General features: G+C 74.3%; 25 protein-coding genes, 1 pseudogene and 1 riboswitch. Of the genes and pseudogenes, 11 read left to right on the top strand and 15 right to left on the bottom strand.

Going from position 1 to position 22,046, the window contains the following annotated elements; translation table 11 throughout:
* Positions 1-45: 45 nt before the first annotated feature.
* The gene (locus KUM03_RS05915; protein WP_217245937.1) at positions 46-969 is read right to left on the bottom strand and encodes an LLM class F420-dependent oxidoreductase; all 924 of its coding nucleotides are present in this window, start codon (positions 967-969) and stop codon (positions 46-48) included.
* Positions 970-1,216: 247 nt separating this feature from the next.
* Between KUM03_RS05915 and KUM03_RS05920 the strand changes: the two genes are divergently transcribed.
* Positions 1,217-1,393, top strand: coding sequence for a hypothetical protein (locus KUM03_RS05920; RefSeq protein ID WP_217245938.1), 177 nt, complete (start codon positions 1,217-1,219; stop codon positions 1,391-1,393).
* 40 nt (positions 1,394-1,433) lie between these two features.
* Here KUM03_RS05920 and KUM03_RS05925 read toward each other — a convergent pair whose 3' ends face one another.
* The 4 genes from KUM03_RS05925 to KUM03_RS05940 form a co-directional block, all read right to left on the bottom strand.
* Positions 1,434-1,904 (bottom strand): DUF6099 family protein, encoded by a 471-nt coding sequence (locus KUM03_RS05925; protein ID WP_217245939.1) that lies wholly within the window; start codon positions 1,902-1,904, stop codon positions 1,434-1,436.
* A 171-nt stretch (positions 1,905-2,075) separates the two neighbouring features.
* Complete coding sequence (locus KUM03_RS05930; protein ID WP_217245940.1) at positions 2,076-2,417, bottom strand: nucleotide pyrophosphohydrolase; 342 nt, start codon at positions 2,415-2,417, stop codon at positions 2,076-2,078.
* Entirely contained in the window at positions 2,414-3,568 is a 1,155-nt protein-coding gene (locus KUM03_RS05935; RefSeq protein ID WP_217245941.1) for an ATP-binding protein, read from the bottom strand. Before KUM03_RS05935 ends, KUM03_RS05930 begins: the two co-directional genes overlap by 4 nt.
* A gap of 96 nt (positions 3,569-3,664) precedes the next feature.
* Complete coding sequence (locus tag KUM03_RS05940) at positions 3,665-4,057, bottom strand: cell division protein SepF (protein WP_217245942.1); 393 nt, start codon at positions 4,055-4,057, stop codon at positions 3,665-3,667.
* Between the two features lie 197 nt (positions 4,058-4,254).
* Here KUM03_RS05940 and KUM03_RS05945 point away from each other — a divergent pair, with 197 nt between their 5' ends.
* Positions 4,255-7,395, top strand: a complete 3,141-nt coding sequence (locus tag KUM03_RS05945) for an FAD-binding and (Fe-S)-binding domain-containing protein (RefSeq protein ID WP_217245943.1) — start codon at positions 4,255-4,257, stop codon at positions 7,393-7,395.
* Between the two features lie 93 nt (positions 7,396-7,488).
* On the opposite strand, the gene KUM03_RS05950 is transcribed toward KUM03_RS05945, so the two are convergent.
* Positions 7,489-7,938, bottom strand: a complete 450-nt coding sequence (locus KUM03_RS05950) for a hypothetical protein (RefSeq protein WP_217245944.1) — start codon at positions 7,936-7,938, stop codon at positions 7,489-7,491.
* Between the two features lie 263 nt (positions 7,939-8,201).
* Here KUM03_RS05950 and KUM03_RS05955 point away from each other — a divergent pair, with 263 nt between their 5' ends.
* The 6 genes from KUM03_RS05955 (at position 8,202) to KUM03_RS05980 (ending at position 13,096) form a co-directional block, all read left to right on the top strand.
* Positions 8,202-9,611 (top strand): chloride channel protein, encoded by a 1,410-nt coding sequence (locus KUM03_RS05955; protein WP_217245945.1) that lies wholly within the window; start codon positions 8,202-8,204, stop codon positions 9,609-9,611.
* Between the two features lie 61 nt (positions 9,612-9,672).
* Positions 9,673-10,185 (top strand): potassium channel family protein, encoded by a 513-nt coding sequence (locus tag KUM03_RS05960; RefSeq protein WP_308406260.1) that lies wholly within the window; start codon positions 9,673-9,675, stop codon positions 10,183-10,185.
* A 57-nt stretch (positions 10,186-10,242) separates the two neighbouring features.
* Positions 10,243-10,429, top strand: a riboswitch (cobalamin riboswitch).
* A gap of 29 nt (positions 10,430-10,458) precedes the next feature.
* Positions 10,459-11,172, top strand: a complete 714-nt coding sequence (locus KUM03_RS05965; protein WP_217245946.1) for an energy-coupling factor ABC transporter permease — start codon at positions 10,459-10,461, stop codon at positions 11,170-11,172.
* The gene (locus tag KUM03_RS05970) at positions 11,169-11,513 is read left to right on the top strand and encodes an energy-coupling factor ABC transporter substrate-binding protein (protein WP_217245947.1); all 345 of its coding nucleotides are present in this window, start codon (positions 11,169-11,171) and stop codon (positions 11,511-11,513) included. The genes KUM03_RS05965 and KUM03_RS05970 overlap by 4 nt, the downstream gene beginning before the upstream one ends.
* Positions 11,514-12,263 (top strand): cobalt ECF transporter T component CbiQ, encoded by a 750-nt coding sequence (gene cbiQ, locus KUM03_RS05975; RefSeq protein WP_217245948.1) that lies wholly within the window; start codon positions 11,514-11,516, stop codon positions 12,261-12,263.
* Entirely contained in the window at positions 12,260-13,096 is an 837-nt protein-coding gene (locus tag KUM03_RS05980) for an ATP-binding cassette domain-containing protein (RefSeq protein ID WP_217245949.1), read from the top strand. The genes cbiQ and KUM03_RS05980 overlap by 4 nt, the downstream gene beginning before the upstream one ends.
* Positions 13,097-13,113: 17 nt before the next feature.
* On the opposite strand, the pseudogene KUM03_RS05985 reads toward KUM03_RS05980, so the two are convergent.
* Positions 13,114-13,467 (bottom strand): annotated as a pseudogene (locus KUM03_RS05985) (MFS transporter); the annotation flags it as partial.
* A gap of 64 nt (positions 13,468-13,531) precedes the next feature.
* Positions 13,532-14,866 (bottom strand): APC family permease, encoded by a 1,335-nt coding sequence (locus KUM03_RS05990; RefSeq protein ID WP_217245950.1) that lies wholly within the window; start codon positions 14,864-14,866, stop codon positions 13,532-13,534.
* Between the two features lie 158 nt (positions 14,867-15,024).
* On the opposite strand from KUM03_RS05990, the gene KUM03_RS05995 reads away from it, so the two are divergent.
* The gene (locus KUM03_RS05995) at positions 15,025-15,993 is read left to right on the top strand and encodes a threo-3-hydroxy-L-aspartate ammonia-lyase (protein WP_217245951.1); all 969 of its coding nucleotides are present in this window, start codon (positions 15,025-15,027) and stop codon (positions 15,991-15,993) included.
* 23 nt (positions 15,994-16,016) lie between these two features.
* Here the strand turns inward: KUM03_RS05995 and KUM03_RS06000 are convergent, their stop codons facing one another.
* Together KUM03_RS06000 and KUM03_RS06005 are read right to left on the bottom strand one after the other, a co-directional pair.
* Entirely contained in the window at positions 16,017-17,042 is a 1,026-nt protein-coding gene (locus KUM03_RS06000) for a MerR family transcriptional regulator (RefSeq protein ID WP_217245952.1), read from the bottom strand.
* Positions 17,036-17,770, bottom strand: coding sequence for a HEAT repeat domain-containing protein (locus KUM03_RS06005; protein WP_217245953.1), 735 nt, complete (start codon positions 17,768-17,770; stop codon positions 17,036-17,038). Before KUM03_RS06005 ends, KUM03_RS06000 begins: the two co-directional genes overlap by 7 nt.
* A 52-nt stretch (positions 17,771-17,822) precedes the next feature.
* On the opposite strand from KUM03_RS06005, the gene KUM03_RS06010 reads away from it, so the two are divergent.
* Positions 17,823-18,116: a hypothetical protein gene (locus KUM03_RS06010; RefSeq protein WP_217245954.1), complete on the top strand. Its 294-nt coding sequence runs from the start codon at positions 17,823-17,825 to the stop codon at positions 18,114-18,116.
* A 67-nt stretch (positions 18,117-18,183) separates the two neighbouring features.
* Here the strand turns inward: KUM03_RS06010 and KUM03_RS06015 are convergent, their stop codons facing one another.
* Together KUM03_RS06015 and KUM03_RS06020 are read right to left on the bottom strand one after the other, a co-directional pair.
* Complete coding sequence (locus tag KUM03_RS06015; protein WP_217245955.1) at positions 18,184-19,398, bottom strand: Clp protease N-terminal domain-containing protein; 1,215 nt, start codon at positions 19,396-19,398, stop codon at positions 18,184-18,186.
* Entirely contained in the window at positions 19,362-19,868 is a 507-nt protein-coding gene (locus KUM03_RS06020) for a hypothetical protein (RefSeq protein ID WP_217245956.1), read from the bottom strand. Before KUM03_RS06020 ends, KUM03_RS06015 begins: the two co-directional genes overlap by 37 nt.
* Positions 19,869-20,063: 195 nt before the next feature.
* Between KUM03_RS06020 and KUM03_RS06025 the strand changes: the two genes are divergently transcribed.
* On the top strand, positions 20,064-20,333 hold the full coding sequence (locus tag KUM03_RS06025; protein ID WP_217245957.1) for a hypothetical protein: 270 nt from the start codon (positions 20,064-20,066) through the stop codon (positions 20,331-20,333).
* Between the two features lie 45 nt (positions 20,334-20,378).
* On the opposite strand, the gene KUM03_RS06030 is transcribed toward KUM03_RS06025, so the two are convergent.
* The 3 genes from KUM03_RS06030 to KUM03_RS06040 all read right to left on the bottom strand — a co-directional run bounded on the left by KUM03_RS06030 (position 20,379) and on the right by KUM03_RS06040 (position 21,935).
* Entirely contained in the window at positions 20,379-20,594 is a 216-nt protein-coding gene (locus tag KUM03_RS06030) for a hypothetical protein (RefSeq protein WP_217245958.1), read from the bottom strand.
* A complete protein-coding gene (locus KUM03_RS06035) occupies positions 20,591-20,875 on the bottom strand; it encodes a hypothetical protein (RefSeq protein ID WP_217245959.1) in 285 nt (94 codons plus the stop codon). The genes KUM03_RS06030 and KUM03_RS06035 overlap by 4 nt, the downstream gene beginning before the upstream one ends.
* An 85-nt stretch (positions 20,876-20,960) precedes the next feature.
* Positions 20,961-21,935 carry a YafY family protein gene (locus KUM03_RS06040; RefSeq protein WP_217245960.1) on the bottom strand — a complete coding sequence of 325 codons (975 nt, stop codon included), beginning with the start codon at positions 21,933-21,935 and terminating at the stop codon, positions 20,961-20,963.
* Positions 21,936-22,046 lie beyond the last annotated feature (111 nt).

Raw genomic sequence — 22,046 nt, forward strand, 5'->3', positions numbered from 1 at the left:
GCACAGGGCGGGTGACCGGCGCCTTCGGTTATTCGGACGGCCGTCTCAGGCCAGCTGGGACTGGACCTGGGAGGAGATCAGCTCCAGGTGGTCCAGGTCATCGAGGTCCAGCATCTGGAGGTAGATCCGCCGGGCGCCGACCGCGGCGTACCGGCCGATCTTGTCGACGACCTCAGCCGGGGAGCCCGCCAGGCCGTTGGTCTTCAGCTCGTCGACCTCGCGGCCGATGACGGCGGCGCGGCGGGCGACCTCGGCGTCGTCCTTGCCGACGCAGGCGACCAGGGCGTTGGAGTAGGTGAGGGCGTCGGCCGGGCGGCCGGCCTCCTCTGCGGCGGCCCGCACCCGGCCGAACTGGCGCTCGGTGTCCTCGATCGAGGCGAAGGGGATGTTGAACTCGTCGGCGTACCGCGCGGCGAGGCGCGGGGTGCGGGTCGCACCGTGGCCGCCGATGAGCACCGGGACCTTCGCCTGCGCGGGCTTGGGCAGCGCGGGCGACTCGGTGAGGTCGTAGAACTTGCCGTGGAAGTCGAAGGTCTTGCCGGTCTCGGTGCCCCACAGCCCGGTGACGATCTCCAGCTGCTCCTCCAGGCGCGCGAACTTCTCCTTCGGGAAGGGGATGCCGTACGCCTTGTGCTCGTCCTCGAACCAGCCCGCGCCCAGGCCCAGCTCGACGCGGCCGCCGGACATCTGGTCGACCTGGGCGACCTGGATGGCGAGGACGCCGGGCAGCCGGAAGGTGCCGGCGGTCATGAGGGTGCCGAGCCGGATGCGCTTGGTCTCGCGGGCGAGGCCGGCCAGGGTGATCCAGGCGTCGGTGGGGCCGGGGAGGCCGTCCGCGGAGCCCATGCGGAGGTAGTGGTCGCTGCGGAAGAAGGCGTCGAAGCCGAGGTCCTCGGTGGCCTTGGCGACCGTGAGCAAGGTGTCGTAGGTGGCCCCCTGCTGGGGCTCGGTGAAGATACGGAGATCCATGTCTCCATCCTGCCCGCTCGGCGCGGGTGCGCCGCACCGGCTCCGGCCGCTCCGGGGGCGTTTCCGGGCCTCCGGCGGGTGAATTCGCGTCAACCGCGGGCCCGGTGCGCGGCAGGCCGGTGACCGGGCCGGACGGTGATCGTTTGGCGGGGCGGAGCCGGATCGTCCGGCGTCCGCGCCGGGGCGTGTGCGCCGGTGCGTCAACCGTGTCGGCCTCCCCGTGGGGGCTGGGGCCGAGGAGGCCGCCATGTCCGAAGAGACCGTGCCGCAGCAGGACGGGGCGGATGCCCGACCGAAGGGGCTGCTCCAGCAGATGGAGGAGCTCATGGCTGCGCTGAACGCGGACCTGTCGGCCCTGGACGCCGACCTCCAGTCGGCCGGGGACCCGGGGCGGCCGGCGGGCGAGGAGCGGCGCGCCGACTGAGCTGTACGCGGGTGCTGCTGGCGGGTGGCCGGTGGTGTGGCTAGCCCGCCTCCCGCTCCGGTAACTCCGCGTCCCGGTCCGCCAGTTTGCGCAGCATCTCCAGGACCCGGTCCCGGGACTCGTCCGCCGCGTCGATGGCCTCCATGCACTGCCAGTACGTGGCCTCGTCGTCCGCGGCGCAGGCCACGCCGACCAGGGCGATGCCGGTCTCGCCGAGCAGGGTGCCCAGGCGCATCAGCGCCTGACGGGCGTCGCCCAGCTCGGTCAGCTGGGCGGCGCGCAGCTCGCCCGGCGCCAGCTGAGGGGTGCGCAGCACTCCGCAGCCCCGGCCCGCCAGCTCGGTCAGCCCGATCGCCTCGCCGCGCAGTTCGGGTGGTCCGTAGACCGCCAGCCGACTGCCGATCGCCTGCGCCAGGGCCTGCACCTGCCACACCTCCGTCAGGACGTCCGGCACCTCGCCGCCGGCCGCCAGGGCACGCCCACTCGTCACGATGAGCCGCACAGCGTCCATGCGCTGCCCCCGTCTTTGTCCGACGCGCCCAGGGCGCGTCCGCCCGAACTCCGTTGTCCACTACCCAGAGTGAAGGCGTGTGGGACGAAAAGCCAGAGGAAGGCGGAAATCTTCGGACAACAAATTGATTTCCGGCCCGTTGTCGACTCCGGAGAGTGATAGCGGAGTTGGTCACTCCTCTCCGCGCACCGGGAAGCGGAGCTCGTTCCGCTCGATCTTGGCCTCCAACGCGGCCAGCGGGTCGACGCCCAGCACCTCGCAGAACTGGAGCAGGTACGCCAGTACGTCGGCCACCTCGTCCCGGACCCGGTGGGCGGTGTCCGGGTCGGTCATGACGCCGGCCGACTGCTCGGGCGTCAGCCACTGGAAGATCTCGACGAGTTCGGACGCCTCCACGCTGAGCGCGGCGGCCAGGTTCTTGGGGGTGTGGTAGGGCTGCCACTGCCGCGCGGCGGCGAACTCGGCCAGCCTGCGCTGCAGTGCCGCGAGGTCCAGGGGATGATGATCGGTCACGGCTCCAGGTGTACCACCGTGACGCCGTCCGCCCCGGCCGCCCAGGAGGCGTCGGCGACCGCCGCGACGAGGCGGATGTGCCCGCGGTCGCACATGTGGGCCGCCAGCCGCAGCAGTTCCGCCCGCTGCCTCGTGTCCAGGCCGCGGTCGAAACCGTCGGCGAGGACGGTGAGCGTCTGCAGGGCGGCGGGCACCTCGCCCGCCGGGTCGACCTCCAGCACCCCCGGGCCGGTGAACAGCACCAGCGCGAGGGCGAGGTAGCGCAGTTCGCCGTAGCCGAGGCGGGTGAGCCCGGTGCGGACGCCGTCGCCCCGGTCCAGCAGGGCGCGCACCACGCCGCCGACGACCGGTTCGGCCAGGACGTCCGCGACGGGGCCCGCGCATCCGGCGCGTACCGCCGCGACGAACCGCGCGTGCCGCCGTGCGCACTCGGCGCGGGTGCGCCACAGCACGTCGGCGAGGTTGTCGCAGCCGCCGAGCAGGCGCCCGGAGCCGGTGGGCACGGGCTCCCGCATCCGGCCGGGCATCGGATCGCAGGCGAAGACGGAACGCAGCGCGACCACCATCTGCTCGGCCGCGGCCAGCACCCTGCGCTGCCCGTCCGTCTTGCCGGCCACCCTGAGCGGCAGCAGCGGGGTGCCGAGCCGGTCGTCCGGCAGCGGGGCGCGGGTCACGGGCGCCGACCCGGCCGTGTGCCAGGCGGCCTGCACGGCGCGGCGGCCCGGGTCGCGCAGGGCCGTCTCCAGCAGCACGACCCCGTCGGCCGTCAGTCGTTCGCCCACGATGCGCAGCTCGGGCTCCGCCTGCACGGCGACGTCCAGGCGGACCGGGCCCGCCGCCCCGTCGGCCGTGCAGCCGATGCGGAAACCTCGGCGGTGCTGGGCGTCGGGCCGGGCCCGCTCGGGCACGCAGGCGACCGGGTCGGGGAACGCCACCGCGAGCTCGGCGCCGCCGCCGAGGCGGGCGAGTGCGTCGTACGCCCGGAGGGCGGTGGTCTTGCCGCAGCCGCTGGGGCCGGCGAGCACGGTGAGCGGCCCGAACGGCAGCACGGCGCGCCGGTGGCCGGCGAAGGCGGACAGCCGCAGCTCGGTGACCCTGGGCCGGTCCGGGAGCGGGGTGACGGACGCCGTCGACGCGGGTGACGCTGCCATGTCCGGACCGTAGGACCGCGCCGTACGGGCGAACCGTTTTGCCCGGAAGGCGTTCCTACGATCGGGGGACGCGGCCGTCAGGACCGGGCGGGTCCGTCACACTCCGGGGACGTCCGCCGCGCCCTCCATCAGGCCGTTCACCTCGGTCCCGGCCGGGGTCAGCAGGAACACGTTGCGGTCCACCCGGTGCATCCCGCTGGCCAGGCCGAAGACGACGCCGGTGCTGAAGTCCAGGACCCGCTTGGCCACCTCGCCCTCGGCGCTGGTCAGGTCCAGGAGGACCGGGATGCCCGTCATCAGCGTCTCGGCGACCTCGCGGGCGTCCGCGAACACGTTGACCCGCAGGACGACGAACCGGCGGCGGGTCTCCGTCACCGCCTCCGGCAGCGCCCGGTGCCCGACCGAGGACGGCCAGGCGTCGCGCCCGCGCAACGGAACGACCTGGGCGAGCCCCTCCCACTGTTCATCGGTGACGTCGTGGCTGTTCACCGGTTCCCCCGAAATCCACTCGCCTTCATTGCGTGCACCAGCCAATTCTTACGCCAAGTCACCCGTTCGGCCCAACACCGACACGGTTCGCGACGCTCCGTGTCCGGTGGTTGCCGCCACAGGGGCCGGGGTACTCAGCGACGGCCGCGCCACGCGCGCGATGCCGTTTGCCGCGCCGACAGCCGAAGGAGAGTCCCATGGGTGCGCTGGACCTGCCCGAACCCGTCGTCCGCGAGGGTGCCCCCGCGCCCGTCGATCTCCGGGGACTGGAGGCCGCGCTGCGCGAACGGGTCGACGGCGAGGTCCGCTTCGACGCCGGCAGCCGGGCCGCGTACTCCACGGACGCCTCGAACTTCCGGCAGACGCCCATGGGAGTGGTCGTCCCGCGCACCCCGGAGGCCGGCGCCCGGGCGGTGGCCGTGGCCAGGGAGTACGGTGCGCCCTTGCTGTCGCGGGGCGGCGGGACGAGCCTGGCCGGGCAGTGCACCAACGCCGGGGTGGTGCTCGACTGGTCGAAGTACTGCACCCGCGTGGAGTCCGTGGACACCGACGCCCGCACCTGCGTGGTGCAGCCCGGGATCGTGCTGGACGACCTCAACCGGCAGCTCGCGCCGTACGGCCTGCGCTACGGGCCGGAGCCCGCCACCCACGCCAACTGCACCGTCGGCGGCATGATCGGCAACAACTCCTGCGGCGCCACCGCCCAGGCGCACGGCAAGGTCGTCGACAACATCGCCCGGCTGGAGGTGTTGCTCTACGACGGCACCCGGTTCTGGTGCGGGGAGACGAGCGACGAGGAGTACGCCGCGATCGAGCGGCAGGGCGACCTGCGGGCGACCGTCTACCGGCGGCTGCGTGCGCTGCGCGACACCTACGGGGACGAGATCCGCCGCCGGTTCCCGGACGTCCCGCGCCGGGTCTCCGGCTACAACCTGGACTCGCTGCTGCACGAGCACGGCTTCGACGTGGCCGGACTGCTGGTGGGCAGCGAGTCCACGCTGGTCACCGTCCTGCGGGCGGAGCTGGAACTGGTGCCGGTGGTGAAGGAACGGGCCCTGGTGGTCCTCGGGTTCGACACCATCGACAAGGCCGCCGACGCGGTGCCCGACGTCCTGCCGCACGAGCCGATCGCGCTGGAGGGCGTGGACGCCCGGCTGGTCCGCGACGAGCGGATCAAGGGCCTCAACGAGAAGGCGCTCGCCGAGATGCCCGACGGGAACGCCTACCTGTTGGTGCAGTTCGGCGGCGACACCGTCGAGGAGGCGGGCGCGCGGGCGCACCGGATGCTGGAGGCGGTGCACCGTTCCGAGCACGACGCGGACTGCTCGTTCCTCGACGACCCGGCGAACGAGCAGGCGCTGTGGCAGGTCCGGGAGGCCGGGCTCGGCGCCACCGCGCACATCCCGGGCAAGCCCGACACCTTCGAGGGCTGGGAGGACTCGGCCGTCGCCCCCGGGAAACTGGGCGACTACCTGCGGCGGCTGCGCGCGCTCTTCGAGGAGTTCGGCTACCTGAGCGACACCGGGCCCAGCCTGTACGGGCACTTCGGGCAGGGCTGCGTGCACACCCGCATCCCGTTCGACCTGTACACCGCGGACGGGGTGGCGACGTACCGGAGGTTCATGGAGCGGGCGGCCGACCTCGTCGTGGAGTTCGGCGGGTCGCTGTCCGGGGAGCACGGGGACGGGCAGAGCCGGGGCGAGCTGCTGCCGCGGATGTTCGGGGAGGCGCTGGTCGAGGCGTTCGGGCGGCTGAAGGCCGTCTTCGACCCGCTGGACCGGATGAACCCGGGGAAGGTCGTCGCGCCGTACGGGCTGGACGAGAACCTGCGCCTGGGCGGTGACTGGGCCCCGTACGAGCCCCGCGACCTGCGTTTCCGCTTCCCGCACGACGGGGGGTCGTTCTCGCAGGCCGCCAACCGGTGCGTCGGGGTCGGCAAGTGCCGGCAGCACACCAGTGACGGCACGGTGATGTGCCCGTCGTACCAGGTGACCCGCGAGGAGGAGCACTCGACGCGGGGCCGGGCGCGGCTGCTGTTCGAGATGCTCGACGGGCACGGCGACGGCGCCCTGCGGGACGGCTGGCGGTCGGAGGCGGTCAAGGACGCGCTCGATCTGTGCCTGGCCTGCAAGGGGTGCAAGAAGGACTGTCCGGCGGACGTGGACATGGCCACGTACAAGGCGGAGTTCCTGTCCCACCACTACGAGGGCCGGCCGTGGCGCAGGCCCCGCTCGGACTGGTCGATGGGCTGGCTGCCCGCGCTCGCGCAAGTGGTGGGGCGCACCCGGCTCGCGCCGGTCGTCAACGCGCTCACGCACGCCCCGCTGCTGTCGAAGGCGGCCGTGCTGGCCGCCGGGGTGGCGGACCGGGAGGTGCCGCTGTTCGCGGAGCAGACGTTCGAGCAGTGGTTCGCACGCCACGAACCGGAGGGCGACGGGCGGCGCGGGTCGGTGCTGCTGTGGCCGGACACCTTCACCAACCATTTCCACCCGCACATCGGACGGGCCGCGGTCCGGGTGCTGGAGCACGCCGGCTGGCGGGTGGAGCTGCCGTCCGAGCCGCTGTGCTGCGGGCTGACCTGGATCTCCACCGGACAGCTCGGGACGGCGCGGAAGGTCCTCACCCGGACCGTGCGCAGCCTCGCCGAGCACGTGCGGGCGGGCGGTCTGGTGGTGGCGCTGGAGCCCAGCTGCACGGCGGTGTTCCGGGCGGACGCGGGCGAGATGTTCCCCGGCGACCAGGACGTGCGCCGGCTGGCGGAACAGACGGTCACGCTGTCCGAGCTGCTGACCGACCACTCCCCGGGCTACGAGCCGCCGCGGGTGCCCGAGCGGTCCGCGAAGGCGCTGGCCCAGGTGCACTGCCACCAGCACGCGATCATGGGCTGGGAGGCCGACCGGGAACTGCTGCGCCGGGCCGGGGTCGACGCCGAGCGGCTGGACTCCGGGTGCTGCGGGCTGGCCGGCAACTTCGGTTTCGAGCGGGGCCACCTGGACGTCAGCGAGGCGTGCGCGGAGCGGGTGCTGCTGCCGCGGCTGCGGGAGGAGGACGAGGCGACGGTGGTCCTCGCCGACGGGTTCAGCTGCCGCACGCAGATCCACGAGTTCGACAGCGGCGGCCACGAGGGCGTTCACCTGGCGGAGCTGCTGGCCTCGGCGCTGCCCCGTCCCGCCGGGGACACCGAAGTGCCGGGCAGCGCGTACGGCACCGCGCCGGGCGCCCGTCCGGCGGCGCCGGGGCTGCGGGCGAAGGCGCTGGCGGTGGCGGGCACGGGGGTGACCGCCGTCGGCGCGGCGCTGGCCGCGGCGGCCCTGGGCCGGGCGCTGCGGCGCCGGTGATGGCCGCGCCCCGGCCTCCGGACGGCGGTGACCTCCGGAGGCCGGGGCGGCTCCGGAGGTCACCGGCGGTGGACGGTCCTTCTTGACGGCTCCTCAGGCGGCCTGGTCCTGGCGGCTGGCCAGGGCCCAGATGACGAAGACGTCGATCGCCATCATGATCACCGACCAGACGGGCGAGTACGGCAGGAACAGGAACTGGGCGATCAGGCTGAGCGAGGCGAGGAAGATGCCCGCGAAGCGTGCCCAGGCCATGTCTTTGAGCAGGCCGATTCCGGTGACGAGGACCAGTGCGCCCAGGATGACGTGGATGATGCCCCAGCCCGTCAGGTTGAGTTCGTAGACGTAGCTGCCGACGCGGGCGTACACGTCGTCCTCGGCGATGGCCGCGATGCCCTGCAGGACGGCGAGGGCGCCGTTCAGCAGCAGCAGTACGCCCGCGAAGACGACGCCGCCGGTCACCCAGCCGCTGGAACGGTCCGCCGACCGCGGGGTGCCGGCGCCGTGCGTCGGCCTGCCGGGAGAAGGTGCGGCGTGCTGGCTCATGAGCGGAGTCCTTTCTGCGTGTCCCCCGTACGGGCCTGCGCCCATCGGCACCCCGAGGCGCCGACAGGTCATTCGAGCCTGCGGCCACCCGCACCGCCCGGCCATACGGGTCCGCCGAACGGGTGAGGCAGGCAGCTGCCGCGCCGTGCCGCCCGGTCCCCGGGACGGGCGCCGTGCGCGTGCGGGCCCAGTGCGCCTCGCGTTTACTGAGCCGCACATGCGAACGCTCGTGAGGGACCGGGTGCGGTGGACGGAGGAGGCCCGTGACGACGCAGCCCGCGCCGGCGAACGCGGTGCCGGGCCGGGCCGAGCAGTCCCTGCGGCGCACCCTGCTCAGCCCCGGCTACCTGCGGCTGTTGCTGCTGTGCGTGCTGCTGGGTGTGCCCATCGCGCTGGCCTGCTTCTTCTTCGTCGGGTTGCAGCACGAGCTCCAGCACTGGGTGTGGACGGCGCTGCCCGAGGCGGTGGGGTACGACGCCCCGCCCTGGTGGTGGCCGCTGCCCGCGCTGGTGCTGGCGGGGCTGATCCTGGCGCCGATCGTGACCCGGATGCCGGGCGGCGGCGGTCATCTGCCGGTGAACGGGCTGGGCGGCGCGCCCGTCGGCCCCCGCGCGCTGCCCGGTGCGGTCCTGGCCGCGCTGGCCACGCTGCCCCTGGGGGTGGTGCTGGGGCCGGAGGCGCCGCTGATGGCCGTGGGCAGCGGGCTCGCCCTGCTGGCGGTGCGGCGGGCGGGTGCGGCCGGGGACCCGAAAGCGAGCGCGGTCCTCGCCACGGCCGGCTCCACCGCCGCGATCTCCACCATTCTCGGCGGCCCGGTGGCCGCGGCCGTGCTGCTCATCGAGGGGGCCGGGCTCGGCGGCGCCCAGCTGGTCGCCCTGCTGCTGCCCTGTCTGCTGGCCAGCGCGACGGGCGCCCTGGTCTTCACCGGCTTCGGCCAGTGGACCGGCCTGAAGATCGGCGCCCTCACGCTGCACGACCTGCCGCCGGGCGCCAATCCGGACGCCGGGGACTTCCTCTGGGGCATCCCCACGGCGGCGCTGATCGCCGTGCTGATCACGCTGGGCCGCGAGCTGGGCCGGCGCACGGTCTCCTGGACGCGGGAGCGCACGGCCGTCCGCACCGTCGCCTGCGCCACGGCGGTCGGCGTCTGCGTCAGCGCGTACGCCCTGATCACCGGCCGCTCCCCGGCTCAGGCGGCACTGTCCGGGCAGGCCACGCTCGCCGAGCTCGCCGCGCACCCGCACGCCTGGTCGGTGGGCGCGCTGGTGGCACTGGTCGCGTGCAAAGGGCTGGCCTGGGGCATCGCGCTGGGCAGTCTGCGCGGCGGCCCGATCTTCCCGGCGGTGCTGCTGGGCACGGCGACGGCCCTGGCCTGCTCCGGCCTGCCGGGCTTCGGAACGACGCCGGCCCTCGCCCTCGGCATCTCCGCCGCCGCGGCCGCGGTGACGGGGCTGCCGCTGGCCAGCGCCGTGCTGGCGGTACTGCTGATGGGCGGCGACGCGCACGACCAGATGCCGCTGATCGTCACCGGGTCGGTGGTCGCCTTCATCGTCGCCCAGGTGACCCGCCGGACCGAGCCGAGCGCGGACGGGGGTCCGGGGACGAAGGCGGACGGGAGACCAGGGGCGGGGCCGGACACGGACGGCGGACCGGCGGCCGGGACGGGGCGGTGACGGGGCGGTGGGCCGGGTGGCGGGCGGGGCGGTGAGGGGCCGGTCGGCCGGGTGGCGGGCGGTGCGGCCCTGGGGGCTGCGGGCCGGGGCCGCGGCGGTCGTGGTCACGGCCTACTTCCTCCTCCCCCTCGATCATCTGGGCCCGCAACGCCCCCTGCTGAGCTGGCTGCTGTTCGCCCTGGTCCTGACCGCCGTGGCCGTGCTGCTGCTCCGGCAGATCCGGCACGTACTGGTCGACCGGCCGGACTCCCGGCCCGGCATGGTCCTCTCCCTGCTGATCGTCCTGTCCGTGCACGTCTTCTCGGCCACCTACTACGCCCTCGCCAAACAGCCCGGCGAGTTCACCGGCCTGCACACCCGCGTCGACGCCCTGTACTTCACGATCGTCACCCTGGCGACCGTCGGGTACGGCGACATCACCCCGCGGGGCCAGTCGGCGCGGATCGTGACGGTTCTGCAGATCGCGTACAGCTTCGTGTTCCTGACCGCCGCCGCGACCGCGCTGACGCAGCGGATGCGCGACATGGTGGTGCGGCGCACGGGGCGGGACCGGCCCGGCTCGCGGGAAGGCTGAGGGGGCGCACGCGCCCGCCGGGCGGGAGGCCCGCTTGTCACCACCCTCGTGGGAGCACTACCGTCGTCACGCCTTGGTGAACGGGAAATCCGGTGTGATGCCGGTGCGGCCCTCGCCACTGTGAATCGGGAAGTCCGGCTCCGGCCCTCGCGGGCAGCCACTGGATCGCTTGCGATCCGGGAAGGCGGAGCACGGGCGGTGGTACCCGTAAGCCAGGAGACCGGCCAAGGCGCGTCGTCCATCCACGAGGTGCTGGAGAGGGTCTGCCGAGTCATGCACATAGCCGAGGGCTTTCTGCCTCCGGCGCACGCGATCGCCTGGGGTGTCGCGTCCGCGCCGTTCGTCGTCCACGGAGTACGGTCACTCACCCGTGAGGTCAGGGAGCACCCGGAGAGCACCTTGCTCCTCGGCGCCTCCGGGGCCTTCACCTTCGTCCTGTCGGCCCTGAAACTGCCGTCCGTCACCGGGAGTTGCTCCCATCCGACCGGCACCGGTCTGGGCGCGATCCTCTTCCGGCCGCCGGTCATGGCGGTGCTGGGCACCATCACCCTGCTCTTCCAGGCGCTGCTGCTCGCGCACGGCGGGCTGACCACGCTCGGCGCCAACGTCTTCTCGATGGCGATCGTCGGCCCGTGGGCCGGGTACGGCGTCTACCGGTTGCTGCGCCGCTTCGACGTGCCGCTGATGGTCACCGTGTTCTGCGGGGCGTTCGTCGCCGACCTGTCCACGTACTGCGTCACCAGCGTGCAGTTGGCGCTGGCCTTCCCCGACCCGGGCAGCGGATTCCTGGGCTCGCTCGGCAAGTTCGGGTCCGTCTTCGCCGTGACGCAGATCCCGCTCGCGGTGAGCGAGGGCCTGCTCACGGTGGTCGTGATGCGGCTGCTGGTGCAGTCCAGCAAGGGGGAACTGACCCGGCTGGGCGTGCTGCTGACGAGGACGGGGACCACGGGGGCCGCCAAGACCGAGGGACAGGAGGTGGCCCGATGAGCCGGAACGCCAAGATCAACGCGCTGCTGCTGCTCGCCGTGGCCGCGCTCGCGGTGCTGCCGCTGGCGCTGGGACTCGGCGACCACAAGGAGGAGCCGTTCGCCGGGGCCGACGCGGAGGCGGAGACGGCGATCACCGAGATCGAGCCGGACTACGAGCCGTGGTTCTCGCCGCTGTACGAACCGCCCTCGGGGGAGGTCGAGTCGGCGCTGTTCGCCCTGCAGGCCGCGATCGGCGCGGGCGTGCTCGCGTACTACTTCGGGCTGCGCCGGGGGCGGCGGCAGGGCGCGGAGCGGGCGAGGGCGGCGACGGCTGTGCGGGACGCGCCCGAAGGGGACTGAGTGCTGCCGATCGACGCGGCGGCGCACAGCAGTCGCTGGCGTCGCCGTCATCCCGTGGACAAGGCCGTGCTCGGGCTCGGGCTGACCGTGCTGGCGGTCGCGCTGCCGCCCTGGCCGGGCGCGGCGCTGGTGCTGGTGACGGCGCTCGCCGTGCTGCTGGGGCCCGCGGGGGTGCCCGGGCGCAGGCTGTGGCGGGCGTACCGGGTGCCGCTGGGCTTCTGCGTGACGGGGGCGCTGCCGCTGCTCGTTCAGGTCGGGGGCCCGGACGGGTTCCTGACGGCGGCGGACGGCGGGCCGGTACGCGCCGGCGAGCTGCTGCTGCGCACTTCGGCGGCCTCCCTCGGGGTGCTGCTGTTCGCGTTCACCACACCGATGTCCGACCTGCTGCCCCGGCTGGTGCGGGCCGGGGTGCCGGCGCCGGTGGTGGACGTGGCGCTGGTGACGTACCGCATGAGTTTCCTGCTGCTGGACTCCGTGCGCCGGGTGCGGCAGGCGCAGGCGGCGCGGCTGGGGCACACCACCCGGGCCGCGGCCTGGCGTTCGCTCGGCGGGCTCGGCGCCACGGCGTTCGTGCGGGCCTTCGACCGGGCGGCACGGCTGCAGAGCGGGCTCGCCGGGCGCGGCTACGACGGCACCCTGCGGGTGCTGGTGCCCGACGCCCGCGTCTCCGTGCCGTTCACCGCGGCGAGCGTGGCGCTGCTGGCGGCGCTGGCCGCCCTCACCCTCGTACTGGAAGGACCCCTGTCGTGAATGAGCCGGAAGCGGCCCTGGTGGCCCTGCGGGGCGTGTCCTTCGCCTACGAGGAGGGGCCGGACGTGCTGACCGGCCTGGACTTCGCGGTGCGCGAGGGTCGCGCGCTCGCGCTGCTGGGCCGCAACGGCAGCGGCAAGACCACGCTGATGCGGCTGCTCAGCGGCGGACTGCGGCCGCGCGCCGGGCGGTTGACGCTCGGCGGGGAGCCGGTGACGTACGACCGCCGGGGGCTCACCCGGCTGCGGACCACCGTGCAGCTGGTGGTGCAGGACCCGGACGACCAGCTCTTCGCGGCGTCCGTCGCGCAGGACGTGTCCTTCGGACCGCTGAACCTCGGACTGTCCGACGCGGAGGTCCGGTCCCGGGTCGGGGAGGCGCTCGCCGCGCTGGACATCGCCCGGCTGGCCGACCGGCCCACGCACTTGCTGTCGTACGGGCAGCGCAAGCGGGCCGCGATCGCCGGAGCCGTGGCGATGCGGCCCCGGGTGCTGATCCTGGACGAGCCGACGGCCGGGCTCGATCCGGACGGGCAGGAGCGGCTGCTCGTCACCCTGGACCGGCTCCGCGCGGGCGGCACCACAGTGGTGATGGCCACCCACGACGTCGACCTCGCCCTGCGCTGGTCGGACGACGCCGCGCTGCTCACGCCCACCGGTGTGCACACCGGCCCGACGGCCGCGACGCTGGCCCGCACGGAACCGCTGCGGCAGGCCGGGCTGCGCCTGCCGTGGGGCGTCGCGGCGGCGCGGGTACTGCGGGCGCGGGGGCTGCTGGCGGACTCGGCGACGGGCCCCCGCACGGCGGAGGAGCTGGCCGCGCTGACCGAGTGACGCGAGCGGACCCGGGGTCAGTGTGCCGAGTCGCTGAACGCCATGTCCGGCGCCTCGGCCGGCTTCTCCCCGGGGCGCTGCCGGGCGCGGCGGCCGGGCGGTACCGCGATGACGATCAGGGTGCCGGCGGCCACGACGACGCCGCCGACGAGGCTGGTCGCCGACGCTCCGTGGGCGAAGGCCTGGTGCACCGCGTCGGCCGTGGCCCGGGCCTGCTGGGGCCCGGCCTCCGGACTGGTCGCGAGCCGCTCGGCGACGGCCGGCCCGCCGCCCACGGAGTCCTGGGCGGTGTCCAGCGAGCCGCCGAGCTCTGGCGCGCTGTCGCCGGCGCCGCCGCCGACGTTCGGCTCGCTGCTCGCGGGCGAGGACCCCGCGCCGCACCACTCCCGCGCCCACCCGTACTAGTGGCGCCGGAGGGGGTGAAGGGCATCGCCCTCATCGCCGCGCCCGTCCGGAGCGCCGAACGGCGGCGAGCGCGGCGAGCACCGTCCCGACGGCCACCACCAGCAGTCCGCGCAGCCACACCTCGGCCTCGATCTGCGTGGCGAGGGCGACGCAGGACGCGGCGCCCAGCACGGGCAGCGCGGTGGGGGCCCGGAAGTGGCCGGCCTCCCCCGGGTCGCGGCGCAGCACAAGTACGGCCGTGTTGACGATGAGGAAGACCACGAGCAGCAGCAGGACCAGAGTGGACGCCAGGGTGGCGACGCTGCCGGTCAGCGCGAGCAGCATCGACAGCAGGGTCGTCAGCGCGATCGCGGCCCACGGCGTACGGCGGCCGGGCAGGACCCTGGTCAGCGCGGCGGGCAGCAGGCCGTCGCGGGCCATGCCGTAGGCGAGGCGGGAGGACATGATGCCGGTGAGCAGCGCGCCGTTCGCCACGGCGACCAGGGCGATGGCGCTGAACAGCCACGTCGGTACGCCCCCTGCCTCCTCGACGACCTCGAGGAGCGGCCCGCTCGACTCGGCCAGCCGGGCCGTCGGGACGGCGACGGACGCGGCGAGGCCCACCAGGACGTACACGGCGCCCGCGGTGGCCAGGGCACCGAACAGGGCGCGCGGGTAGGAACGGCGGGGGTCTCGGGTCTCCTCGGCGACGTTCACCGAGGTCTCGAAGCCGACGAAGGAGTAGTACGCCAGCACGGAGCCGCTCAGTACGGCCGCCGCGGCCCCCTTCTCCGGGGTGCCGAGCTGTCCCAGCCGGCCCACGTCGCCGTCGCCGCGCAGCAGCAGCCAGCCGCCGAGGGCGACGATGACGAGGAGGCCGCCGACCTCGACGACGGTGGCGGCGACGTTGGCTCGGGTGGACTCCTTGATGCCGCGCGCGTTGACCAGCGCGAGGACGGCGAGGAACACGACCGCGACGAGTCCCACGGGCAGGGTCACGAACGCCGACAGGTAGTCGCCGCCGAAGCCGCGGGCCAGCGCGGCCACGGAGACGATGCCGGCCGCCAGCATGCAGAAGCCGGCGACGAACCCCGCGAACGGCCCGAAGGCACGGGTGGCGTAGTGGGAGGCGCCGCCCGCGCGGGGGTACTTCGTGGCCAGCTCGGCGTAGGAGGCGGCGGTCAGCATCGCCAGGAGCAGCGCGACGCCCAGCGGCACCCACACCGCGCCCCCGGCGTCGGCGGCCACCTGGCCCACCAGGACGTAGACGCCGGCGCCGAGGACGTCGCCGAGGATGAAGAAGTACAGCAGCGGGGTGGTCAGCGCGCGCTTGAGCGCCGGGCCGCCGGGGGTGTCCGCGGGTCGCCGCGTCGGGAGTCTCGCCATGGCGCCTCAGGTTTCCCGTACGGCGCGGAACAAGCCCCGGACATCGGGGACGGTGGCGGCCGGGCCGAGAGGAGGGCGGAGCGGGAGGCTAGGTTGACTCGCGCGACGCCACGCGGGTCGGGCCGACCCGCTCGGAGTTTCCAGGAGGGACCTCACGCATGACCACCGCACCGCCCGTCACCTTCGCCGACGTCCGGGACGCCGCCGCACGTCTCGACGGCATCGCCAACCGCACCCCGGTCCTCACCTCCCGCACGCTCGACGCCCTGGTCGGCGCCGAGGTGTTCGTGAAGTGCGAGAACTTCCAGCGGGTCGGCGCCTTCAAGTTCCGCGGCGCCTACAACGCGGCCTCCCGGCTGTCCGCCGGGCAGCTGGCGAAGGGCATCGCCGCCTACTCCTCCGGCAACCACGCCCAGGCCGTGGCGCTGGCCGCCCGGGAACTGGGCACCACCGCCGTCATCCTCATGCCCGAGGACGCCCCGCGCTCCAAGGGGGAGGCCACCGCCGGCTACGGCGCCGAGATCGTCACCTACGACCGCTACACCCAGGACCGCACCGCCCTCGGGGAAGCGCTCGCCGAGGAGCGCGGCCTCGCCCTCATCCCGCCGTACGACCATCCGCACGTCATCGCCGGCCAGGGCACCGCGGCCCTCGAACTCCTGGAGGAGACCGGCGCGCTCGACGCCCTCGTGGTCCCCGTCGGCGGCGGTGGACTCGTCGCCGGCAGCGCCACCGCCGCCAAGGCCCTGCACCCCGGCATCCGGGTGGTCGGCGTGGAGCCGGAGGCGGGCGACGACACCAAGCGGTCCCTGGACAGCGGCGAACGCGTCACCATTCCCGTCCCCCGGACCATCGCCGACGGCCAGGCCCTGCCCACCCCGGGCGAGATCACCTTCTCCGTCAACCGGCGCCTGGTCGACGCGATCGCCCTCGTCGGCGACGACGAGATCGTCGCGGCCATGCGCTTCGCCTTCGAACGCCTGAAGATCGTCCTGGAGCCCAGCGGCGCCACCGCGCTGGCGGCGCTGATGGCCGGACGCCTGGACCCCCGCCCGCGCCGGGTCGGCGTCATCGCCTCGGGAGGGAACGTCGACGCCGGGCGGTTCGCGGAGCTGGTCGGCCGCTGAGGGGAGCGTCCGCGAGCGGTGGGTCACGCGGGTCCGTCGGAGGACCGCTTCTCCACGACCCCGGCGAAGGCCGACGCGACGAGGGCGACGGCACGGTCGTCGCCCCGGGACAGCCGGCGCAGTACCTCCAGCGGGGCGTCCCCCGACAGCTCGACCAGGGCCTGGGCCAGCCGGATCCGCGTCGCCGAGTCCGCGGTGGGCGCCGCGAGTTCGTCGTCCAGGGCGGCCATGATCCGCTCCGCGCACCCGGGCTCCTGGGACAGCGTCCCCAGGACCTCCGCGGCGTCCACGTCGTTGGCCCCCTCGACCACCATGCCGACCAGCGTCGGCACCGCCGCTTCCTCGCCACGCCTGCCCAGCGCCAGCGCGGCGTGCCCGCGCACCGTCCGGTCCGCGTCCCCGAGGGCGTCCCCCAGCGCCTCGGCCGCCCCGGGGACCTCGGGCAGCGCGGCGATCGCCAGTACCGCACGCCGCCGGACGTCGGTGTCGTCCGAGCGGAGACCGGCCGCCAGGGTCGCGAGGCCGTCCCCGCCCGACCGGGCGAGCGCCCAGCGCAGGGCGCCCCCGACGACGGGGTCCGACTCGGACAGGACCGCCCCGGCCAGCAGCTCGGGCGGCACGGCGGCGCCCTCCGGCCGGACCAGCACGGTCTGCTGCCGGCGTGCGGCGCTGGTCGAGTCGAGCCCCTGCATGAGGGCGACGACGTCCAGGACGTCCGGCCAGCCGGCGGGTGCCGACGCGTCGATCGCCCGCAGCCGCTCCAGCAGTTCCCGCTCCCGTGCCAGTCGGTCCTCCGTCCACCGGATGAGGTCGCCGACCAGGGCGGACGGCGAGAAGGCCGGGTCCTCCAGCGCGCGCCCGATCTGCTTGAGCGAGAGCCCGAGGGACCGCAGGCTCTCCACGTGGAAGATCCTGCGGACGTCCTCGGCCGAGTACTCGCGGTAGCCGCCGACGGTGCGACCGGTCGGCCGCACCAGTCCGAGGGCGTCGTAGTGCCGCAGCATGCGGGGGCTCACCCCCGAGCGGCGGGCCACTTCGCCGATCAGCACTCCGTGGTCTCCGCCCCGGCGGCCCCGGCCGACGCGGCGGCACAGGCGGCGGCTCGTTCGGGGCCGAGTGCGACCAGGCGCCTCGCCTCCTCGACGGCCGTATCGAAACCGGCCTCGGGATCGCGCCGGAGCAGCTCCGTGGCGTGGGCGTGCGCGGCCACCGCCGGGTCGGGGCCGGCCGCGGCCTTCTCCAGGGCCGGCCCGCTCACGTCCCCGAGGTCGATGAGGGCCCGGCTCAGGCTCAGCCGCACCTCGCGGTCGCCGCGGCCGAGCTGCCCGGCCAGTTCGCCCGCCAGGTCCTCCTTCTCCTCCTCGGGCACGAGGACGACGGCGACGCGCCACGCGGTCCGCGCGACCTCGTCGTCGGCGTCGCACAGCATGCCGCGCGTGATCCAGGCCCACGCGCTCCTGTCGCCGATCTTGGAGAGTGTGTGCAGCGCCTGGCTGCGGGCCTGGGTGCGCTCGGAGCCGAGTTCGCGGCGGACGCGGGGCAGGGTGTCCTCCGGCGGCAGGCGGGTCAGCGCCCAGGACAGCATGTCCCGCACGAAGAAGTCCGGCTCGACGGCGCACCGCTCGACGAGCGCCTCCAGGAAGCCCGGGTCGGGCCGCGTGCCGGCCGCCAGGGCCGCCTGGAGCCGGACCGAGCCGTCCTCGGCGCTCAGGGCCCGGGCCACGCGAGTGTTGCGGTCGGTTCCGTCTGTGGTGTTGATCGGGACCACCTCCTGCACCCAGGGCACACCTTAACAACGTGTCAAGGTCAAGCCGCGCCCGCTGAGCGCCGTGCCCACGGTGATCGTCGAGGCCGCCGACCGGTCCCGCAGCGGAGTGGCGACAGCTCTCCACAACAACGTGAAGACGTTCGGCGGGGCGATCGCCGGAGGTCTGATGGCCGCCGTGCCGGCCACCTCCTCCCACGCCACCACGACGCCGGACGCCGTACCGGGGGAGGGCGCCTACGTGGTGGTGTGGCTGCTGTGCGCGGGGTGCGCCGCGGCCGCGGCCGGAGCGGCTCTGCCGGCCCGCCGGACGGAGGAGGCGGACGGTCACGCTACCCGTGACATCGAGGCCCCGTGACATCGAGTCCTCCGGACGCCCCCGCTCCGGCTCCCCGCACCGCTTCGCCCACGGGGAGCCCGCAGCATCAGACGTCTTGTGCCGCTCCTCCGGGGACCCGCAGCTCCGGCTCCGCCCGCAGCCCGTCGACATCCACACCGCTCTCGGTGAGCACACGCTCGACCTCCGCCACGGAGTCCGCGTCAGTCCCCTTCTCGTCCAGCAGGGCGGCCAGGAGGTGAGTCGTGCCGACCGTCGGCGAGCCCTGCGCGGAGGCGGTGAACTGCGTGACGTGCAGAAGCCGTCGCTCGAAGTCGGCGGAACCGGCCACCTCCGGGGGCTCCTCCTCCGCGACTCCGGTGGAGGGAAGCAGCACGCGGGCCACAGCACCATGCCGGCCGCCGTGCCGCCGCAGGAGTTCTCCCCCTCGATTCGCTCCCGCCAGTTCCTCGGGCAGCTTTCGTTCCGCGACGGCCAGCGACCGGTCCAGCGCCAGGATGCCGAGCAGCACATCGGCGGGTTCCGTCTCCGGCGCCCCGCGCCGCACCGCGCTCCGCTGTGCCTCCGAACGGACCGCGGCCACGACCGGGGAGCCGAACCCGGCGCCGCCCCCGAATACCCAGGCGGTGAACTTCCGGGTCAGCGGATTGCCGCTCTTCCCGAACGCCCCCGCCTTGCGCATCATCAGCACCGAACCCGGCTCCGGCACTTCGTCGCTGCCCCGCAACGCGTCGAGCGCGGCCGAGGCGGCCGAGACATCCAGCTTCTCCACCACCATGGCCTCGTGGGCACGCGTACCGGGCAGCGCCATCAGCGCTTGCGCCACGTGACGGACGCGAACGGAGACGGTGCGCTCCTCCCGCGCGGCCTCCAGCGCCTTGCGCAGACAGGCGCGCACCGCGGCGGTCGTCGAAGGCAGTCGAACCCGTGTCTGCTCCTCCTTCCGATTCTTCCAGCGCAGCCTCCGCGCCTCCTCGTGCCGGACCTCACGCCAGACGGCATCGATCTCGCGCTCGTCCTCCGGGCTTCCCGCCGTGTCGTCACCCGCGTCCCCACTGATCCACACGGATGTCCCCCGGCTCCCGATCGAACCGCCGAGTGAACCGGAGGCCCTCATCCCGGGGGCGATCGCGGAACCCGCGGCCCAATCGCCCGACACGAGCGCGTACAACAGGCCCTCCGTGCCGACATCGTCGCGTTCCTGCTTGGCCACCGCGCGCATCGTCTCCAGCATCAGCTTGACGACGTCCCTCTCGAACTCGGTGGTCACGCCTGCGCCGCGGTCGGACGTTCGCTGGTCCATCGGGTCGCCCCTCCATGGTGGTTGCCTGCCGTGTAGGACGCTGGTCCGCGCTCTCCGGCTCCACCTTCGGCCGACCGGCCGGGCTTCCGGCGCGAATCCTCCACTCCGCCCCGGGGCTCGTGAGGGAGTCGTGAACCGGATTTCCGGCACCTGGTCTCGCGCGGGCCCCACACCTCGTACACGGGAAGTCCCACACTCGCCAGGAACTCCAGGACCCCGGTGGGGAGCGGTGCCGTTCCGCCGAGGGCCCGGTGGCAGTCGTCCAGCCCGACGGCGGCCCGGATCGGCCTCAGGATCCGCTCGTCGAGCTGCCGCAGCGCCGCGGCGCGGTCCTGCGGCATGTCCCGGCCCTCGGCGCGCAGGTGGAACTCGTCCAGGGCGAGCTTGCGCGCCCGCTCCACCTCCGCCGCCCGTTCCCCGGTCAGCGTGCCGAGTCTCGCCCGCAGGCCGGCGGCGAGCTTCTCCCACACCTCGGGGCGCCACCAACCGCGGGTGCTCCGGAGCGGTGACGGGCCGGTCCCGCGCCAGGGACGCGTGGGTGACGTTCCGGTGGGTGTACACCACGGCCAGTGGCCGGTCGGGGGTGGTCTCGTCCGTGAGCGCTTCGAAGGCGGCGGCATCGGGCGCCACCGCGCCGCGTACGGCGGAGTGGCTCACGGGAGATCGTGGCCACCGCCACCGTCGACGGCGAGCCGACCTCCCTGCTCCCGGTGTCCGTCCTCGCCTTCGGCGTCACGCCCGAGAGCTCGAAGGACCTCGGGGAGACGGCGGCCTCCGCGGGTCTGCTCCTGACCGTCCTGACCGACGTGACACCGCTCGCCCTGATCGGCGTCGCCGCCCTGCTCCTGGTGATCGCCTTCCTACGGATGCGGAGCACGAAGCCGGGCACCCTCGCACCGAGCGCCGCCGCGACCTCGCCGGCACAGCCACTCTGACACCCGCGGGGTCTCACCGTGGTCGTCGTCCCGTGTGTTCCGAAGCTACGGGGCCGGGTCGAACCACAGGGGGTAGTAGTCGTACAGGGTCGTGTCGTCGACTAGATGGCGCTGGGCGGCGGGTACCAGGAGTACGGGACAGGACTCGACGGTCCCGCCTGCTGTGCTGGCGCGGGTGGTGAAGACGCCGCGTCCGTGGACCGGGGAAGCGCCGATCCGGAGGTGGCCGGGGCCCGCCGTCGCGGCGTCCGGGGCGTTCACGGGCGCACCGCCCGGTACCAGCAGTCGGGTTCGCCCATCATGCCGAGGTCGCCCACCTGGTACGGCCAGCGCGTGCGGGAACCGCTGGTGACGTGACCGCGCAGACCGGCGGGGACGTCGCGGCCGAGTCCGGCGGTCAGGCTCAGCTCGGACAGGTCGACCGCGACGACCTGCCGCGCGCCTTCCACGAGGAGCGGGGCGGCGTGGCGCGGAGTCCCCGCACACGGCAGGTACACCAGGTCCGGCAGCGGCTCGCCGTACACCCGTGCGGCCGCCCGCACGGGCGACCGCAGTGGGACGCGGCTCTTTCCGGCCGTGTCCGTGGCCGTGGCCGTTGTTTCGGCCTCGCAGGGGTGGCCTGGGCTTTCAGGCCGGCGGCACGTAGCGGGCCGCGATCACCGTCGCGCGGTGGTGCAGCGAGGTGCGCAGCCACTGCGGGGCCTCCACCTCCGCGTACATGGCGTGCTGCCACAGCGCCCACTCCGCGTGCCGTGCGTCCTGGAAGACGACGTGCAGCCGGAGCCGGCCGTCCTCGTCGGTCTCCTCGGAGCGGACCGCCAGTGCGGTGGCGACCAGGTGCTCCCGGCGCGCGGGGTCCACGCGGACCACCACGGCGGTGTTGTCGCCGCCGGTCCGGAACCGCACGTTGCGTTCGCGCCAGGCCCGGTCCAGGTCGACGGTGTCCGAACGCTGCGCGGGTTCGTCGAGCTCCTCGGCCGCCAGGACCCGGCTCAACCGGTAGGTGCGGTCCTCGGTGCCCCGCTTGGCCAGCAGGTAGCCCTGGTCCCTGACGGTGACCAGACCGATCGGGTCCACCGTGCGCCACTGCGGGGACCGGCCCACGGCCTCGTAGTAGATGCGCAGTTTGTGCCCGGCGAACACCGCGCGCCGGACCTCGGCGGCGATGGAGTCGGAGACCTCCTCGGGCGCCACGCGACGCGAGAGGAGATCGGTCTCCGGGTCGATGAGCAGCCGCTGCGCCGCTCCGGCGGCGGTGTCCCGCAGCCCCTCGGGCAGCGCGTCGACCACTTTCAGCACGGCCGAGGCGAGCGCCGACCCCAGGCCGAACAACTGCGCGCCGCGCCGTGATCCGGCGACCACGAGGGCGAGCGCCTCGTCGTGGTTCAGGCCGGTGAGCGCCGTCTGGAAGTCCGGCAGCAGCGCGAACCCGCCGTGCCGCCCGCGCTCCGCGTAGACCGGGACCCCGGCCGCGGAGAGCGCCTCTATGTCGCGCAGCACCGTCCGGGTCGACACCTCCAGCTCACGGGCGAGTGTCTCCGCGGTCATCCGGCCTCGCTGACGCAGCAACAGCACCAGGGAAACCAACCGGTCGGCGCGCATGGGAAAACCCTAGCGAAATACATGACCAAGGGTGTCACGTATTCCTGACAGGGTTCATCGCACGACGTCAGAGCGCGGCGGTTGCCGAAGCGGTGGGCGTGCGCAGTGTCA

Origin of the sequence: Streptomyces sp. AC602_WCS936, from assembly GCF_019049125.1 — a bacterium.
Taxonomy (GTDB): domain Bacteria; phylum Actinomycetota; class Actinomycetes; order Streptomycetales; family Streptomycetaceae; genus Streptomyces.